This is a genomic window from Comamonas sp. w2-DMI (assembly GCF_040187735.1).
Lineage (GTDB): Bacteria > Pseudomonadota > Gammaproteobacteria > Burkholderiales > Burkholderiaceae_C > Comamonas > Comamonas terrae.
This window is the reverse complement of record NZ_JBANEL010000004.1, coordinates 204111-220818: the sequence shown is the minus strand read 5'-3', so window position 1 is coordinate 220818 and position 16708 is coordinate 204111. Positions and strand designations below refer to the sequence as shown.

12 protein-coding genes and 1 pseudogene are annotated in these 16708 nt (G+C 65.9%); 5 read left to right on the top strand and 8 right to left on the bottom strand.

Annotation, left to right across the window (positions count from 1 at the left end):
* The first annotated feature begins 9 nt into the window (after positions 1-9).
* A complete protein-coding gene (locus V8Z74_RS06775; RefSeq protein WP_502879471.1) occupies positions 10-1272 on the top strand; it encodes a class I SAM-dependent methyltransferase in 1263 nt (420 codons plus the stop codon).
* A 28-nt stretch (positions 1273-1300) separates the two neighbouring features.
* The gene (locus V8Z74_RS06770) at positions 1301-1633 is read left to right on the top strand and encodes a DUF1840 domain-containing protein (protein ID WP_066475796.1); all 333 of its coding nucleotides are present in this window, start codon (positions 1301-1303) and stop codon (positions 1631-1633) included.
* Between the two features lie 91 nt (positions 1634-1724).
* On the opposite strand, the gene V8Z74_RS06765 is transcribed toward V8Z74_RS06770, so the two are convergent.
* From V8Z74_RS06765 to V8Z74_RS06730, 8 genes and pseudogenes are all read right to left on the bottom strand, one after another.
* Positions 1725-2714: a tripartite tricarboxylate transporter substrate-binding protein gene (locus V8Z74_RS06765; RefSeq protein WP_066475798.1), complete on the bottom strand. Its 990-nt coding sequence runs from the start codon at positions 2712-2714 to the stop codon at positions 1725-1727.
* A gap of 193 nt (positions 2715-2907) precedes the next feature.
* Positions 2908-4172, bottom strand: a pseudogene (locus tag V8Z74_RS06760) (phenylacetate--CoA ligase family protein).
* Between the two features lie 96 nt (positions 4173-4268).
* Complete coding sequence (locus V8Z74_RS06755) at positions 4269-5096, bottom strand: ABC transporter ATP-binding protein (protein ID WP_349708638.1); 828 nt, start codon at positions 5094-5096, stop codon at positions 4269-4271.
* Positions 5097-5340: 244 nt separating this feature from the next.
* A complete protein-coding gene (locus tag V8Z74_RS06750) occupies positions 5341-6654 on the bottom strand; it encodes an ABC transporter substrate-binding protein (RefSeq protein WP_349708637.1) in 1314 nt (437 codons plus the stop codon).
* Positions 6655-6724: 70 nt separating this feature from the next.
* Positions 6725-7789, bottom strand: coding sequence for a branched-chain amino acid ABC transporter permease (locus V8Z74_RS06745; RefSeq protein ID WP_349708636.1), 1065 nt, complete (start codon positions 7787-7789; stop codon positions 6725-6727).
* A 145-nt stretch (positions 7790-7934) separates the two neighbouring features.
* Positions 7935-8864, bottom strand: a complete 930-nt coding sequence (locus tag V8Z74_RS06740) for a branched-chain amino acid ABC transporter permease (protein WP_349708635.1) — start codon at positions 8862-8864, stop codon at positions 7935-7937.
* A 10-nt stretch (positions 8865-8874) separates the two neighbouring features.
* On the bottom strand, positions 8875-9660 hold the full coding sequence (locus V8Z74_RS06735) for an ABC transporter ATP-binding protein (RefSeq protein ID WP_349708634.1): 786 nt from the start codon (positions 9658-9660) through the stop codon (positions 8875-8877).
* 11 nt (positions 9661-9671) lie between these two features.
* Complete coding sequence (locus V8Z74_RS06730; RefSeq protein WP_349708633.1) at positions 9672-11597, bottom strand: AMP-dependent synthetase/ligase; 1926 nt, start codon at positions 11595-11597, stop codon at positions 9672-9674.
* Positions 11598-11858: 261 nt separating this feature from the next.
* Here V8Z74_RS06730 and V8Z74_RS06725 point away from each other — a divergent pair, with 261 nt between their 5' ends.
* The 3 genes from V8Z74_RS06725 to htpG all read left to right on the top strand — a co-directional run bounded on the left by V8Z74_RS06725 (position 11859) and on the right by htpG (position 16668).
* Complete coding sequence (locus tag V8Z74_RS06725; RefSeq protein ID WP_066475808.1) at positions 11859-12590, top strand: Crp/Fnr family transcriptional regulator; 732 nt, start codon at positions 11859-11861, stop codon at positions 12588-12590.
* Positions 12591-12688: 98 nt separating this feature from the next.
* The gene (locus tag V8Z74_RS06720; RefSeq protein WP_349708632.1) at positions 12689-14329 is read left to right on the top strand and encodes a pseudouridine synthase; all 1641 of its coding nucleotides are present in this window, start codon (positions 12689-12691) and stop codon (positions 14327-14329) included.
* Between the two features lie 392 nt (positions 14330-14721).
* On the top strand, positions 14722-16668 hold the full coding sequence (gene htpG, locus V8Z74_RS06715; RefSeq protein WP_349708631.1) for a molecular chaperone HtpG: 1947 nt from the start codon (positions 14722-14724) through the stop codon (positions 16666-16668).
* Positions 16669-16708 lie beyond the last annotated feature (40 nt).

The window sequence follows — 16708 nt, the reverse complement described above, 5'->3', positions numbered from 1 at the left end:
ATGGGTTGCATGAAAAACCTGTTAAGCACATTGGAACAGCATCTGGTCAGGCTTCCGGTCACTGCTTCTGTGCAGCTTTCCACGGGCGAGCGCATAGGTCCCGACAACAGCGCGGTGCAGCTGATTTTTCGTTCGCCCAAGGCGCTGGCAGCCCTGGTCGACGGGCAGGTCGGCGCCGTGGGCGCGGCCATTGTGGAAGGCTGGGTCGACGTCAAGGGGCAGGCTCGGGACATCATGGCTGCCGCGGCCGGCATCCTGCAGTCCGACCCCGTCTCGCATACGCCCACCTGGCTGGAGCAGACCGTCTCCAAGGCCAAGTCGCTGGCCATGCACACGCTCACGCGCGACGCAGAGCAGATCCAGTTCCACTACGACCTCTCGGATGATTTCTATGCGCTGTGGCTGGACCCGCGCCGCGTGTATTCCTGTGCCTATTTCAAGGACCTGGAGATGAGCCTGGCCCAGGCGCAGGAGGCCAAGCTCGACCACATCTGCCGCAAGCTGCAGCTCAAGCCCGGCGAGCGTTTCTGGGACATCGGTTCGGGCTGGGGCGGCCTCATCTTCTGGGCGGCCGAACACTACGGCGTGCAGGCCCACGGCATCACGCTGTCGCGCAACCAGTACGACTATGTGCAGCGCCTGATCGCCGAGAAGGGCCTGCAGGGCAAGGTGCATGTCGAGCTGCGCGACTACCGGGAGATGGACGGCGTGGAGCCGTTCGACAAGATCGGCTCGGTGGGCATGTTCGAGCATGTGGGCAGCGCCAACCTGCCCGAGTATTTCAAGACCGTCTACACCATGCTCAAGCCCGGCGGACTGGCGCTGATCCACGGCATCACGGCCGGCGGCGTGGGCAATGCCGAGGTGGGCGCGGGCATCGGCGATTTCATCAACCGCTACATCTTCCCGGGCGGCGAGCTCATGCATGTGAGCCGCGTGCTGCACGACATGGGGCAAAGCGGCCTGGAAATGGTGGATACCGAGAACCTGCGGCCCCACTATGCGCGCACGCTCTGGGCCTGGTCCGACAGCCTGGAGGCGCAGCTGCCGCAGGCGCAGCGCATCTTGGAGGCGCAATACGACGCCGACAAGGCGGCCAAGGCGCTGCGCGCCTACCGGCTCTATCTGGCGGGCTGCGCCATGGGCTTCGAACGAGGCTGGGTGGCGCTGCACCAGATGCTGTGCACGCGGCCCGACGGCAATCTGCAGACCGGTCCCTTGAAGGGCGCGCAGAGCAGCTATCCTTTCAACCGCGAATATATTTACCGTTAAGAACGTATCCGCGTTCCAAGGATTGCCCATGCTCTACAAGTTCAAATCGCGCGCCACGGCGGACGTCATCATGCTGCAGGCCAACGGCCGCCAGGTGCTGCAAATCATCGGCAAGTCGCCCGACGAGGCCCACGGCATCATCACCGCCGAGCAGATTCCGGCGGCGGTCGCGGCGCTCGAGGCCGCAGTCGAACAGGACAATGCCCGGCGCCGCGAACAGGCCCGGGAGGCCGGGCAGGAGGACGCACCGGCAGACAGCGCCCAGCCTGCCGGCGAGGAGGTCAGCCTGGCCCAGCGGGCCGCGCCCTTTATCGACATGCTGCGCCGCAGCGGCGCCGAGGGCCGCGAGGTGGTCTGGTAGGCGCGGCGGCAGGCCATGAAAAAACGCGGCCTGGGCCGCGTTTTTCGTTGTGGCCGTCCACCCCGGGGGGCGGGTGGACGCTGCCGTGCCGTCAGTCGGCGTAGATGCCGGCGGCCTTGATGACCTTGCCCCACTTGGCAATCTCGGCCTCGACGAACTTCTTGTGGCCGGCCGGGGTGATGCGGTCGTCGGAGGCGATCACGGCGCCCAGGGCTTCCTGGCGCTTGATGAACTCGGGGTCCTTCAGCGATGCCTTCATGGCTTCGTTGACCTTCTGCACCACCTCGGCGGGCGTGCCCTTGGGCGCGTACAGGCCGTGCCAGATGGTCACGTTGAAGTCCTTCAGGCCCAGGGATTGCAGGGTGGGCAGGTCCTTGAGCGCCGGCGTGGACAGGGGCTTGGTGGTGGTCACAGCATAGGCCTGCACCTTCTTGGCGGCAATCTGCGAGGTGGTGTTGGTGGTCTGGTCGCACAGCAGGTCCACCTGGTTGCCCATCAGGTCGGCAATCGCGGGCGCGGCGCCCTTGTAGGGCACGGGCGTCATTTCCTGCTGCAGCGATGCCTGGAACATCAGGCCGCACAGATGCGAGGCGGAGCCCACGCCGGCGTTGGCCAGATTCACCTTGCCCTGGTTCTTGCCGACCCAGTCCTTGACCTCGGCGAAGTTCTTGGCCGGCAGCGTGGGGCGGCCGATCAGCGTCATGGGCACGTCGTTGATGATGCCGGCGTACTCGAAGTCGCTCAGCACGTTGAAGGGCAGCTTGCGGTACAGCGTCGGGATGGTGGACATGCCGATGTGCGTGAGCAGCAGCGTGTAGCCGTCGTTGCGGGCACGGGCGGCCTTGGCCGTGCCGATGGTGCTGCCGGCGCCATCCGCATTGTCGATCACGATGGTGGCGTTGTTCAGCTGCTTGCGCATGGACTCGGCCAGGTCGCGGGCGACCTTGTCGGTGGGGCCGCCTGCCGTGAACGGAACAATGATGGTAATCGTCTTGCCGGGAGCGGGGTAGCTCTCGGCGTGGCTGCCGACGGCTGCGGTGGCAGCCAGGGCAACGGCGGCGATTTTGAAGATGGCGTTCATAGTGTCTCCCTGCATAAAAACCGATGTGCCGTGCGGCGGGCGCTTGCGCCGCCGTACAGCACGTAAGGAGCCCGGATTTTAGAAACAGATGGCAACAGACATAAGCCCTGATGAGCAGGTATTTGTTGGTGCTAACCCTTGGTTCAACCCTTTGTTTTCATTGGTTTTGCGCTGGCACAAGCATGAATGCGCGCTAGCGGTAGGAGCGCGCATCCTCGACCACCTTGCCGTCGTTGGGCAGGCTGCCCGGGGGCAGCATCTGCACCTCGCCGCGCAGCTTGGTGACTTCGCGCAGCGCATCGACGACCTGCTGGGCCAGGCCCGGCGAGGTTTCCATGGTCTCGACCAGCAGCTGCATGCGGTCGTTGGCCATTTCGCCGCTGACTACCAGGCGCGCCCTGGCGATCTGCGGAAAGCGCCGCACGATCTCGGCCACCTGCTGCGGGTGGACGAACATGCCGCGCACCTTGGTGGTCTGGTCGGCGCGGCCCATCCAGCCCTGGATGCGCGCATTGGTGCGGCCCGTGGGGCAGGGTCCGGGCAGATAGGCCGAGAGATCACCGGTGCCGAAGCGGATCAGCGGATAGTCGGGGTTGAGCGTGGTCACCACCAGTTCGCCGACCTCGGGAGCCTCGCCCGCCTTCGGCTCGGCCACGGGATCGCCCGTGCCGGGGCGCACGATCTCGACGATGATGTCTTCGCCCAGCACCAAGCCCTCGCGCGCCGCGGTCTCGTAGGCGATCAGGCCCAGGTCGGCCGTGCCATAGCACTGGTAGCCGGCCACGCCCCGCGCCGCAAACCAGTCGCGCAGCGAGGGCGGGAAGGCCTCGGCCGAGAGCAGGGCCTTGGTCACGCTGGGCAGCTGCACGCCCATTTCGGCAGCTTTCTCCAGAATGATCTTGAGGAAGCTGGGCGTGCCCACATAGCCGGCCGGGCGCAGGTCGGCCATGGCCTGTACCTGCTGCTCCGTCTGGCCGGTGCCGCCAGGGAACACCGTGCAGCCCAGCGCGTGGGCGCCGGTCTCCATCATGGATCCCGCGGGCACGAAGTGGTAGGAAAAGCAGTTGTGCACCAGATCGCCCGCGCGAAAGCCCGCGGCGAACAGCGCGCGGGCCATACGCCAGTAGTCGGCGCGGCGGCTTTCGGGTTCGTAGATGGGGCCGGGGCTGGCGAAGACGCGCGGCATGTCCCGGCCGGTGTGGATGGCGTTGAAGCCGCCGAAGACCTGGTCGGGCCTGTGCGCCGTCTGGCGCTCCAGCAGCTCGCTCTTGCGCGTGACCGGCAACTGCGCCAGGGCCTGGCGCGAAGTGATGGCTGCGGCATCGATGCCCTGCAAAATTGCGGCAAACGCGCCCGAACGCTGCTGGGCATGGGCGATCTGCCGGGCAGCCGGGCCATGAGTTCCGATTCGCGCTGCGCGGGGCTGCGGGTTTCCAGGCTGTCATAGAACTGGCTCATCATCGATCTCCTGCACGCATTTCAAGAATTTCGGGCGAAAAGGCCTCTGCCGCAGGCGTGATGTGCGGCAAATGCTATTGATTAATGAGTTGCTGCTCAGGCTAGCCAGCGTTTGCGGCGCTTGTAGCTTTTCACGTCCTTGAAGCTCTTGCGCTCGCCGCCGCCCACGCCCAGGTAGAACTCCTTGACGTCCTCGTTGCTGGCCAGGTCGCGGGCCGAGCCGTCCATGACGATGCGGCCGCTTTCCATGATGTAGCCGTAGTCGGCGTACTTGAGCGCCATGTTGGTGTTCTGCTCGGCCAGCAGGAAGGTGACCTTCTCCTTGTCGTTGAGGTCCTTGACGATGTGGAACACCTCGTCCACGATCTGCGGCGCCAGGCCCATCGAGGGTTCGTCCAGCAGCACCATGCGCGGGTTGCTCATCAGCGCGCGGCCGATGGCGCACATCTGCTGCTCGCCGCCCGAGGTGTAGGCTGCCTGGCTGGTGCGCCGGGTCTTGAGGCGCGGAAAGTAGTTGTAGACCTTCTCGAGATTGGCCGCGATCTCGCCGCGGTCGGTGCGCGTGTAGCTGCCGGTGAGCAGGTTTTCCTCGATGGTCAGGTGGGCAAAGCAGTGGCGCCCTTCCATGACCTGCACCACGCCGCGCTTGACCAGCTCGGCCGGCGAGAGGTTGGCGATCTGCTCGCCCTCCAGCGTGATGCCGCCCTTGGTGACTTCGCCGCGCTCGCCCTTGAGCAGGTTGGAGATGGCGCGCAGCGTGGTGGTCTTGCCCGCGCCGTTGCCGCCGAGCAGGGCCACGATGCTCCGGTGCGGCACCTGCAGGGACACGCCCTTGAGCACCAGGATCACATGGTTGTAGATGACCTCGATGCCGTTGACTTCCACCAGCGGCGCCGCCGTGGATGCGGGGTTGGATGTGCTCATGGCCTCACCGTTTGCTATTGAAAAAGAAGCTGTTATCTCTTGTTGTGCAATGGTTTCAAATTCAAATGAAATTGAAACTGTTTTAAATCAGACGCAAAACGCTATAGTTTTTGAGTGATCGTTGCGCCAAAAAACTGGCGCGACCCAAGTCAGGAACAGCGAGCAAGGGCCGCCCCGCAGCGAAGCTGTCGTCCCCCTCCCTTAGCGCGAAGCGCGTAGAGAGAGGGGGACGGCGCGTAGCGCCTCAGGGGGTGCAAGTCCTTATCGGCAGGTTCTTTTCCTTGGCATACTTCTCGCCGTACTCCTTGACCAGCGGATCGATCAGGCTCTTGTCGGCCTGGTACCAGTCGGAAACGGCCTTGAACTTGCTGCCGTCCCACTGCGCGATGCGCGACCAGTCGGCGCCCAGGTGGTTCTCGCAGCTGGTCTTGAAGGGGCGCAGGATCTTGCCGAAGCCCAGCTCGTTCAGGCGCTCCTGCGTGAGGTTGAGGTTCTCCAGGCCCCAGCGCACCTGCTCGGACGTCATCACCTTGCCCTTGCCGAACTTCTCCTGCGCGGTGCGGATGGCTTCCACTTGCAGCATGGCGATCACCATGCCGCGGGTATGGGCCAGCGCCCCCAGCTCCTTGGCGTCCTTGGCCGTGCCCTGGCCCTTGTCGTAGACCATGGCCTTGACCTCGTCGTGCACCTTGTCGTGCTCGGCCGTGTTGTGGATGGTCACGGTGTTGTAGCCCTTGGCGCCGGCGCCGATGTCCTTGACGTCATGGTCCGAGCCCGCCCACCAGATGGCGTACATCTTCTCGCGCGGGTAGCCCGTGGCCTGGGCCTCGCGCACGGCCGTGGGCGTCATCACGCCGGCCGACCACAGCAGCACGTAGTCGGGGCGCTGCTGGCGCACCTGCAGCCAGGTGGATTTCTGCTCCACGCCGGGCGCGGTCACGGGCAGCAGCATCAGCTCGAAGCCTTCCTTGGCGGCACGCTTTTGCAGCAGCGGGATGGGTTCCTTGCCGTAGGGCGAGTCGTGGTAGACCAGGGCAATCTTCTTGCCCTTGAGGCTGCCCTTTTCCTTCTTCAGGATGTCCTGGATCATCGAGTCGGCCGCGGTCCAGTAGTTGCCCAGCAGCGGGAAGTTCCATTCGAACGCGCGGCCGTCGGCCGATTGCGACAGGCCGTAGCCGGGCGTGACCACGGGCATCTTGTCGCCGGGTGCCTTGGCGCTCACCGCGAAGGTGATGCCGGTCGATTGCGTGTCGAAGCTGGAGACGCCGGGCTTGACCTTGAAGCGCTCGTAGCACTCCACGCCCTTGGCCGTGTCGTAGGCGGTCTCGCACTCCTCGTAGGCGATCTTCACGCCGTTGACGCCGCCCTTGGCGTTGACCAGCTTCAGGTAGTCCTGCTTGCCATCCCCCCAGGGAATGCCCAGCGGCGCGAACTGGCCGGTGCGGTACACCAGCAGCGGCACGAACTGCTCCTGCGCCTGGGCCGCGGGCGAGGCCATCAGGGCGCCCATGCCGGCTGCCACGGTGGCCGCGGCGATCGCAACTTTCTTGAACATCATGAACAGGTCTCCTTGGGTTGTGTGGGACGGCGTCCCGGGCAGGCACTCTGCGGTGTCTTGGTGGTTGAAATCAGTGGGGGAATGGCCAGACGCGCAGCTTTTGCCGGGCGGTGGCCCAGAGCTTGGCCAATCCGTGGGGTTCCACAATCAGGAAGAACACGATGAGCGCGCCGAAGATCATGTGCTCCAGGTAAGTGGCCGTGGCCGTGGACAGCGGCAGGCCCAGCCAGTGCGGCACATGGTTGAGCAGCAGCGGCAGCAGCACGAAGAAGGCCGCGCCGAAGATGCTTCCCACCACCGAGCCCAGGCCGCCGATGATGATCATGAACAGCAACTGCAGCGAGCGGTCCAGGCTGAAGGCCGCGGGCTCCCAGGCGCCCAGGTGCACGAAGCCCCAGAGCGCGCCCGCGATGCCGACGATGAAGCTGCTGACCGCAAAGGCCGAGAGCTTGGCATAGACGGGGCGGATGCCGATCACGCTGGCGGCCACGTCCATGTCGCGCATGGCCATCCATTCGCGGCCGATGGCGCTGCGCACCAGGTTCTTGGCGGCCAGGCCCAGCACGCAGAGGATGGCCAGGCACAGCAGGTATTTCTCCAGGGGCGTGTCGATCCGCCAGCCGGCGATTTCCAGCGGCCTGGCGCTCACCGAGCCCGAGGATGAGTTGTTGGTCACCCAGGCGGCGCGCGTGGTCAGCCAGTCCACGAAGAACTGGGCCGCCAGCGTGGCCACGGCCAGGTACAGGCCGCGGATGCGCAGCGACGGCAGGCCGAACACCACGCCGAACACCATGGCGATCAGGCCGCCGCCGATCAGCGCGAGCAGCAGCGGCATGCCCTCGATGCGCGCCTGCAGGTTGTAGGCCGCGTACGCCCCCACGGCCATGAAGGCCGCCGTGCCCAGCGAGATCTGGCCGCAGTAGCCGACCAGGATGTTCAGGCCCAGCGCCCCCAGCGACATGATGACGAAGGGAATCAGAATGGCCTGGAAGGTGTAGTCGCTGGCGACGAAGGGAATGACCAGGAAGGCCACGGCCAGCAGCAGCCCGATCGCATAGCGGTCCTGCGCGACCGGGAAGATCTGCTGGTCGGCCGCGTAGCTGGTCTTGAACTGGCCGTTTTCACGATAGAACATGGGTCAGCCTTTCCGTCTTACACGCGGTCAATGATCTTGTACACATGGTCGCAACCTGCGGTTGCCAAGTGCGACGTACCGCCGCACTTGCAGTATTCGCGGCGCGAATACCGCGCCGACTTCGCAAAATCATGGCTCTCGTATTTCATACGCGATCAATGATTTTGTCGCCGAACAGCCCCTGGGGCCGCACCAGCAAGAAGCACAGCGCCAGGCCGTAGGCGAACCAGGTCTCGATGCCCCCGCCCACCAGGGGGCCCAGGTAGACCTCGGAGAGCTTCTCGCCCACGCCGATGATCAGGCCGCCGATGATGGCGCCGGGCAGCGAGGTCAGGCCGCCCAGGATCACCACGGGCAGGGCCTTGAGGGCCACCAGCGACAGCGAGTACTGCACGCCCAGCTTGGAGCCCCAGATGATGCCCACCACCAGGGCCACGCCGCCGGCCACCGACCAGACGATGACCCAGATGCGCGACAGCGGGATGCCGATGGACTGGGCGGCCTGGTGGTCGTCGGCCACGGCGCGCAGCGCGCGGCCGGTCTTGGTCTTCTGGAAGAACAGGCTCAGCGCGATGACCAGGATGGCCGCCACGCAGGCCGCGTACAGGTCCTCGAGGCTGACCATCACGCCGCCCTGGAAAAGGCCGTCGAGGATGAAGGCCGGGTCCTTGGGCATGCCCACGTTGATGCTGTAGACCTCGCTGCCGAAGACCATGGGGCCCAGGCCGTCGAGCAGATAGGCAATGCCCAGCGTGGCCATCAGCAGCGTGATGGGCTCCTGGTTCACGAGATGGCGCAGCGCCAGCCGCTCGATCAGCCAGGCCACGACGACCATCAGCGCCAGCGTGACCGCGATGGCCAGCAGGTTGCCGACAAAGCCGGGCTTCATGCCCAGCCAGAGCGGTATCCATTGCGAAAAGCGCGCCATGGCCAGGGCCGAGAACAGCACCATGGCGCCCTGGGCGAAGTTGAAGACGCCCGAGGCCTTGAAGATCAGCACGAAGCCGATGGCGATCAGCGCGTAGAGCAGGCCCACCATGAGGCCGCCGAACAAGGTTTCGAGGAAAAATCCCATCTCTGTCCCCTCAATGGCCAGCGCCAAGGTAAGCGCGAATCACGTCTTCGTTGTTGCGCACCTCGTCGGGCGCGCCGTCGCCGATCTTCTTGCCGTAGTCCAGCACCACCACGCGGTCGCTGATGTCCATGACCACGCCCATGTCGTGCTCGATCAGCACGATGGTGGTGCCGAATTCATCGTTCACGTCGAGGATGAAGCGGCACATGTCCTGCTTTTCCTCCACGTTCATGCCGGCCATGGGCTCGTCCAGCAGCAGCACCTGGGGCTCCATGGCCAGGGCCCGGCCCAGGTCCACGCGCTTTTGCAGGCCGTAGGGCAGCTGGCCCACGGGCGTCTTGCGCCAGGCCTGGATCTCCAGGAAGTCGATGATGTGCTCGACGAACTCGCGGTGCCGGATCTCCTCGCGCTGCGCCGGCCCCAGACGCAGGGCCTGCAGCAGCAGGTTGCTTCTGATCTTGAGGTTGCGCCCGGTCATGATGTTGTCGATCACGCTCATGCCCTTGAACAGCGCCAGGTTCTGGAAGGTGCGCGCCACGCCCATCTCGGCCACCTGGCGGCTGTTCATGTGGCTGAAGGTCTGGCCGCGGAAGGTGATCGAGCCCTCCTGCGGCGTGTAGACGCCGTTGATGCAGTTGAGCATGGAGCTCTTGCCGGCGCCGTTGGGGCCGATGATGGAGCGGATCTCGTGCTCGCGCACGTTGAACGAGATGTCGGTCAGCGCCTTCACGCCGCCGAAGCGCAGGCTGATGTTCTGGATGTCCAGGATGACGTCGCCGATCTTTCTGATGCTCATTGCTTCCTCCCTCAGGCGCGGGCCGGATGCAGCTGCGCATCCAGGATCTGCAGCGTGGCGCTGACGCTGCCGGTGCGGCCGTCCTCGAACTTGACCTGGGTCTCGATGAACTGCTCCTTGCGGCCCTCGTACAGCGCGTCGACCAGCACCTTGTACTTGTCGGCGATGAAGTTGCGCCGCACCTTGCGGGTGCGCGTGAGCTCGTCGTCGTCGGGATCGAGCTCCTTGTGCAGCACGAGGAAGCGCGCCACCTGGGTGTCGGCCATGCCGGGCTCGGCGGCCAGGTCGGCGTTGACCTGGGCGATGCAGTCGGCCACCAGCTCCAGCACCTTGGCCTTGGAGGCCAGGTCCACATAGCCGCCATAGGGCAGGCCCTGGCGCTCGGCCCAGTTACCCACGGCCTCGTAGTCGATGTTGATGAAGGCGCAGACCTGGTCGCGGCCGTGGCCGAAGCACACGGCTTCCTTGATGTGGGGAAAGAACTTGAGCTTGTTCTCGATGTAGTTGGGCGCGAACATGGCGCCGCGGCGGGTCTGGCCCACGTCCTTGGCGCGGTCGATGATGCGCAGCTGGCCGCCGGCGTCGATCACGCCGGCATCGCCCGTGTGGAACCAGCCGTCGCCGTCGATGACCTCGGCCGTGGCATCGGGCCTTTTGTAGTACTCCTTGAGCACCGAGACGCCCTTGACCAGCACCTCGCCGCTGGGCGCGATCTTCAGCTCGATCCCCGGCGCGGCCTGGCCCACGTTGGCCAGCGCCACTTGGCCGTCGCGCTGCAGGCAGACATAGGCGCAGGTCTCGGTCTGGCCGTAGAACTGCTTGAGGTTGATGCCGATGGAGCGGAAGAAGCGGAACAGCTCCGGCCCGATGGCTGCGCCCGCGGTATAGGCCACGCGGATGCGCGACAGCCCCATGGCGTTGCGCAGCGGGCCGTAGACCAGCAGGTCGCCGGCCTTGTACTTGAGCCGGTCCGGCAGGCCCACATGCTTGCCGTCCAAGAGGTCCGAGCCCACGCGGCGCGCCAGCTGCATGCAGCGCTCGTAGAGCCAGCGCTTGACGGGCGCGGCGTCTTCCATGCGGATGGAGATCGAGGTCAGCATGCCCTCGAAGACGCGCGGCGGCGCGAAATAGTAGCTGGGCCCGATCTCGCGCATGTCGATGCCCACCGTGCTCGCGGACTCGGGGCAGTTGATGGTGTAGCCCGCCACCAGCCACTGTGCGAACGAGAACAGATGGTCGCCCACCCAGGCCGGCGGCAGGTAGGAGATGATGCTGTCGGCCGGGCCCAGCCGGTCCACCTCAGCCGCGCCGCGCGCCGCGCCGATGAAGCTCGCGTGCGTCTGGCACACGCCCTTGGGCTTGCCCGTGGTGCCCGAGGTGTAGAGGATGACGGAGATGTCCTCGCCCGACAGGGCCTGCAGCATCTGCTCGTAGGCATCGGGGTTCAGGGCTTCCCATTCACGGCCGAGCTTGAGCAGTGCCTCGATGCCGATCAGGCCCGGCTGGTCGTAGTTGCGCAGGCCGCGCGGGTCGTCGTAGAGGATGTGGGCGATGGAGGCCACGGATTCGCGCACTTCCAGCAGCTTGTCCACCTGCTCCTGGTTCTCGGCGAAGGCGAAGGCGATTTCCGCATCCTCCATCACGAAGCGCATCTCGGCCGCCACGGCATCCTGGTACAGCGGGATAGGCACCGCGCCGCAGACCTGCACGGCCAGAAATCCCAGGTACACATGGGGCCGGTTGTCGCTGATGAAGGCCAGGTTCTGCCCGCGCTGCAGTCCCAGGGCGCGCAGGCCGCAGGCCATGTGGCGCACGGTCTGCTCGGCTTCGCGCCAGCTCCAGGTTTGCCAGATGCCGTATTCCTTCTCGCGCAGGGCCGGGGCATCCGGGCGCTCTGTCGCATGCCTGAGCAGCAAATGCGGGAACGTGGTGGTCATTCCTAGTCCTCTGTGGGCAGTCTCGGGGGTCGAACAGCGGGCCGCTTGTGGACCGCGCACCGGCCTGGGGGCGCCGGGCACGAAAGTCTCGCAGGCATCGTATGGGCGACTTTGACGCCAAGATGTCTGTTTGACGACAATTCAGGGGTAACTCATCATCGGGAAAATACGCTGTAACAAATGCTGCTCAAAAGGGCGCATTTGCTGACTCGTGGAAATCCCGCTTTTGCGGGACCGGGCCTTTGGCAATGCTTGCTGCCCATGAGCCAAGAACTGTCCCTGCACCAAAGGCGCCGCAAGCCGCTGGCTTCCGAGCTGGACGGCATACCGTGGTGGCCGGTGCTGCAGCCGCTGGAGCGCGAGACCGTATCGCGCGTGCTGGTGGTGGGCGACGCCGATCCCGGCGATTACGTCTGCCGCATGGGCCGCGCGCCGACCTACTGGTTCGGCGTGGTCGACGGCCTGCTCAAGATGAACACGGACAGCGCCGACGGCGCGAGCATGACGCTGGCCGGCCTGCCGCCCGGCGGCTGGTTCGGCGAGGGCACGGCCATCAAGCGCGAGCCCTACCGCTACAACGTGCAGGCCATCCGCAGGAGCGTGGTCGGCGGCCTGCCCATAGACACCTTCCACTGGCTGCTCGACCATTCCATAGGCTTCAACCGCTTCGTGATGAGCCAGCTCAACGAGCGCCTGGGCCAGTTCATCGCGGCGCGCGAGATCGACCGCATGAGCAACCCCGACCTGCGCGTGGCGCGCAGCCTGGCCGCGCTGTTCAACCCCTTGCTCTACCCGGGCGTGGGCGAGGTGCTGCGCATCACCCAGCAGGAGCTGGCCAATCTCGTGGGACTGTCGCGCCAGCGGGTCAACGAGGCCCTGGCCGTGCTGCAGCGCGAGCAGGTCATCATGGTCGAATACGGCGGGCTGCGCGTGCTCGACATCGAGGCGCTGCGCCACGGGGAATTCAGCTCGCCGAAGAAGGTAGCCGCTTGAGGCCGGGCATGCTGCCGCGCCGGCTATAACCCGGCACCCTGCCGGTATTGTGGGCACCGGCCCCAAAGGGGGCGCCGGCCGCGCGACAATGGCGGCAAATGTCATCCAACCCCACCAAGAAAACCGGCGCCCAGGGCGCCGAAAGCCCGTCGGATTCGTCCCCGGGCCGCTCCTCTGCCGGCCGCGCCGTGCTGCGCCGACCGGCCAAGCCTGCAGGCGCCAGGGACAGCCAGCCGCGCCAGGGCGCAGGCCGCGCCGAGCGCTCCGGACGTTCTTCGGACCGCTATCAGGAGCGCAATCAGGACCGTCCCGCAGGCCGCTCCGCAGATCGTTTTGCCGACCGTTCCGGCCCGCGCGGCGAACGCGTTGCGCGTCCCTACGACCCGGAGCGCGGTGCGCGCCCGGCGGCCCGCCCTTACGACCCCGAGCGCCGCGATTCCCGTGACTTCCGCGAACGCGGAGAGCGCGCCGACCGCGAGCAGCGTCCCTCGCGCGGCGGCTTCGGCCGCGCCGATGGCGCACCCGGCGGCGAAGGCTTCCAGCGCCGTGGCGGCTTTGGTGCGCGCGACGGTGAAAGCCGATTCGAGCGTTCCGACCGGCCCGCGCGCGGCGACCAGGGCTTGGAGCGCAATGTCGAGCGCGGCCCGCGCCGCGATGCCGCCCAGGGCGAGGACCGCCGCGGCGGCTACGGTCCGCGCGGCGACGCGCGCCAGGGCGGCGGCCGCAAGGACTTCGGCGCCGGCCGCGGCCCCCGCGACACCCGTTCGGGCGCACGCGACGACCGCCGCGGTGACGACCGTCGCGGCAGTGACCGCCACAATGAGCGCGGCGGCGAGCCGCGTCACATTCCCGGCTCCTTCGTTTCCGAGGCCAAGCGCCGCCCGACCACGGGCATTCGCACCTACCGCCCCGCAGGCGACGGCTCGGACCGCGTGATTCCCGTCAAGCGGGCGCCCGAGCCCGAGGCGCGCCAGGACGACCGTCCGGGCGCCGTGCGCATCAACAAGCGCATGGCCGACATGGGCCTGTGCTCGCGCCGCGAGGCCGACGAGTGGGTGGAAAACGGCTGGGTGCGCGTGAACGGCGAAGTGGCCGTGATGGGCCAGAACGTGGTGCCCGGCGACCGCATCGAAGTCGACCAGAAGGCCCAGGACCGCCAGGACCAGCAGGTCACCATCCTGCTGCACAAGCCCGTGGGCTATGTGAGCGGCCAGGCCGAGGACGGGCACGAGCCCGCCGTGGTGCTGGTCAAGCCCGAGAACCACTGGAACCAGGACCGCAGCAAGACGCGCTTCAACTTCAGCCAGCTCAAGGGCCTGGCGCCCTGCGGGCGCCTGGACATCGACTCCGTAGGCCTGCTGGTGCTGACCCAGGACGGCCGCGTGGCGCGCCACATCATCGGCGAGGACTCCGAGGTGGACAAGGAGTACCTGGTGCGCGTGAGCTTCGGCGACCGCGACGTGGATGTGCAGTCCGTCTTCCCCGAGGAAAAGCTGGCGCTGTTGCGCCATGGCCTGGAGCTGGACGGCGAGCCGCTCAAGCCCGCCCAGGTGGACTGGCAGAACCCCGAACAGCTGCGCTTTGTGCTGACCGAAGGCAAGAAGCGCCAGATCCGCCGCATGTGCGAGCTGGTCGGCCTCAAGGTCGTGGGCCTCAAGCGCATCCGCATCGGCCGCGTGACGCTGGGCAATCTGCCCGTCGGCCAGTGGCGCTACCTGGCTGCGCACGAGAGCTTCTAATATTCCCTGAGGCGCTTCACGCCTTCCCCCTCTCCCTACGCGCTGCGCGCTATGGGAGGGGGACGACCCCTTCGGGGCGGGGCGACCCTTCCTCGGTGTCTCTCGCTTGGGTTGCGCTAGTTTTAAGAAAAATTGGCTTCAAGCCATTTATTGATAAGCGCAAGCAGCTATTCTTTTTGAATCGGCGCTTGCGTTTTTTTCATCGCCGGGCCGCCCCAGGATGAAAAGCCTCCTCTCGGAGAGGCCGCGGCCACACGCCGTGGGGAGCGTGGGGAGCCATTTTTCATGCCGGGAAAAGCCCTTGAAATACCAAGGGCCGGCCCTAGCTAATGGGGCGAATCGCCGCTGGCGGATTTTTTTGTTCGTATTTCCTCGAATTTCACTGAACGCCTATGACAAAGCAAACCCATTCCTTCCAGGCCGAAGTGGCCCAGTTGCTGCATCTGGTCACGCATTCGCTGTATTCCAACCAGGAAATCTTCCTGCGCGAGCTGATCTCCAACGCCTCGGACGCCTGCGACAAGCTGCGCTTCGAGGCCCTGAACGACAGCAGCCTTTATGGCGACCAGCCCAACCTGGAAGTGCGGGTGTCCTTTGACAAGGCTGCCAAGACGCTGACGATTGCCGACACCGGCATCGGCATGAGCGAGCAGGAAGCCATCGAGAACCTGGGCACCATCGCCAAGAGCGGCACCAAGGCCTTTGTGGAAAAACTCAGCGGCGACCAGAAGGCCGACTCGCAGCTGATCGGCCAGTTCGGCGTGGGCTTCTATTCGGGCTTCATCGTGGCCGACAAGATTACCGTGGAGTCGCGCCGCGCCGGCCTGGCGGCCAGCGAGGGCGTGCGCTGGGTCAGCGGCGGCACCGGCGACTTCGAGGTCGAGCAGATCGAGCGGGCCGAGCGCGGCACCAGCATCACGCTGCACCTGCGTCCCGAGGCCGAGGAGTTCCTCAATGGCTGGAAGCTCAAGCAGATCATCTCCAAGTATTCCGACCACATCAGCCTGCCCATCCTGATGGAAAAGGAAGAGTGGAAGGAAAGCGAGAAAGAGGGCGAGCCCGGCCAGATGGTCAAGACCGGCGAATGGGAGACCGTCAACAAGGCCAGCGCCCTGTGGACCCGCCCCAAGAAGGACATCACGGACGAGCAGTACAAGGAGTTCTACAAGTCCATCAGCCACGACTACGAGGATCCGCTGACCTGGAGCCACAACCGCGTCGAAGGCAACACCGAGTACACGCAGCTGCTGTACATCCCGGCCAAGGCGCCGTTCGACCTGTACCAGCGCGACAAGCACGCGGGCATCAAGCTGTATGTGAAGCGCGTCTTCATCATGGATGACGCCGAGGCGCTGATGCCCCAGTACCTGCGCTTCGTGAGCGGGGTGATCGATTCGGCCGACCTGCCGCTGAACGTGAGCCGCGAGCTGCTGCAGGAAAGCCGCGACGTGCGCCTGATCCGCGACGGCTCGGCCAAGCGCGTGCTGTCCATGCTCGAGGACCTGGCCCGCCACGACCGGCATGAAGTGGCTGCCGAGGGCGATGTGACCGATGTGGTCAGCGAAGAGGACAAGGCCAAGGAAGGCAAGTACACGCAGTTCTACAACGAGTTCGGCGCCGTGCTCAAGGAAGGCCTGGGCGAGGACTTCGGCAACAAGGAGCGCATCGCCAAGCTGCTGCGCTTTGCCTCCACCACGCACGAAGGCCTGGTGGTCTCGCTGGCCGACTACAAGGCCCGCATGAAGGAGGGCCAGGAGGCCATCTACTACATCACGGCCGACTCCCTGGCGGCGGCCAAGAACAGCCCGCAGCTCGAAGTCTTCAAGAAGAAGGGCATCGAAGTGCTCCTGATGACCGACCGCGTGGACGAATGGGCGCTCAACTACCTGACCGAGTTCGACGGCACGCCGCTGCAATCCGTGGCCAAGGGCGCCGTGGACCTGGGCAAGCTGCAGGACGAGGCCGAGAAGAAGGCCGCCGAGGAGGCTGCCGAAGCCTTCAAGCCCGTGCTGGCCAAGCTCAAGGAAGCGCTCAAGGACCGCGCCGAGGATGTGCGCGCCACCAGCCGCCTGGTCGATTCGCCGGCCTGCCTGGTGGTGCAGGACGGCGGCATGAGCCTGCAGCTGGCGCGCCTGCTGAAGCAGGCCGGCCAGAAGGCCCCCGAGACCAGGCCCGTGCTCGAAGTGAACCCCGAGCATCCGCTGGTCAAGAAGCTCGATGGCTCGGTGCATTTCCATGACCTGGCCCAGATCCTGTTCGACCAGGCCGTGCTGGCCGAAGGCGGCATGCCCGAGGATCCGGCCGCCTATGTCAAGCGCGTGAACGCGCTGCTGGTGTAAACCGGCGCTGCAAAAAACCGCCAGCGATGGCGGTTTTTTT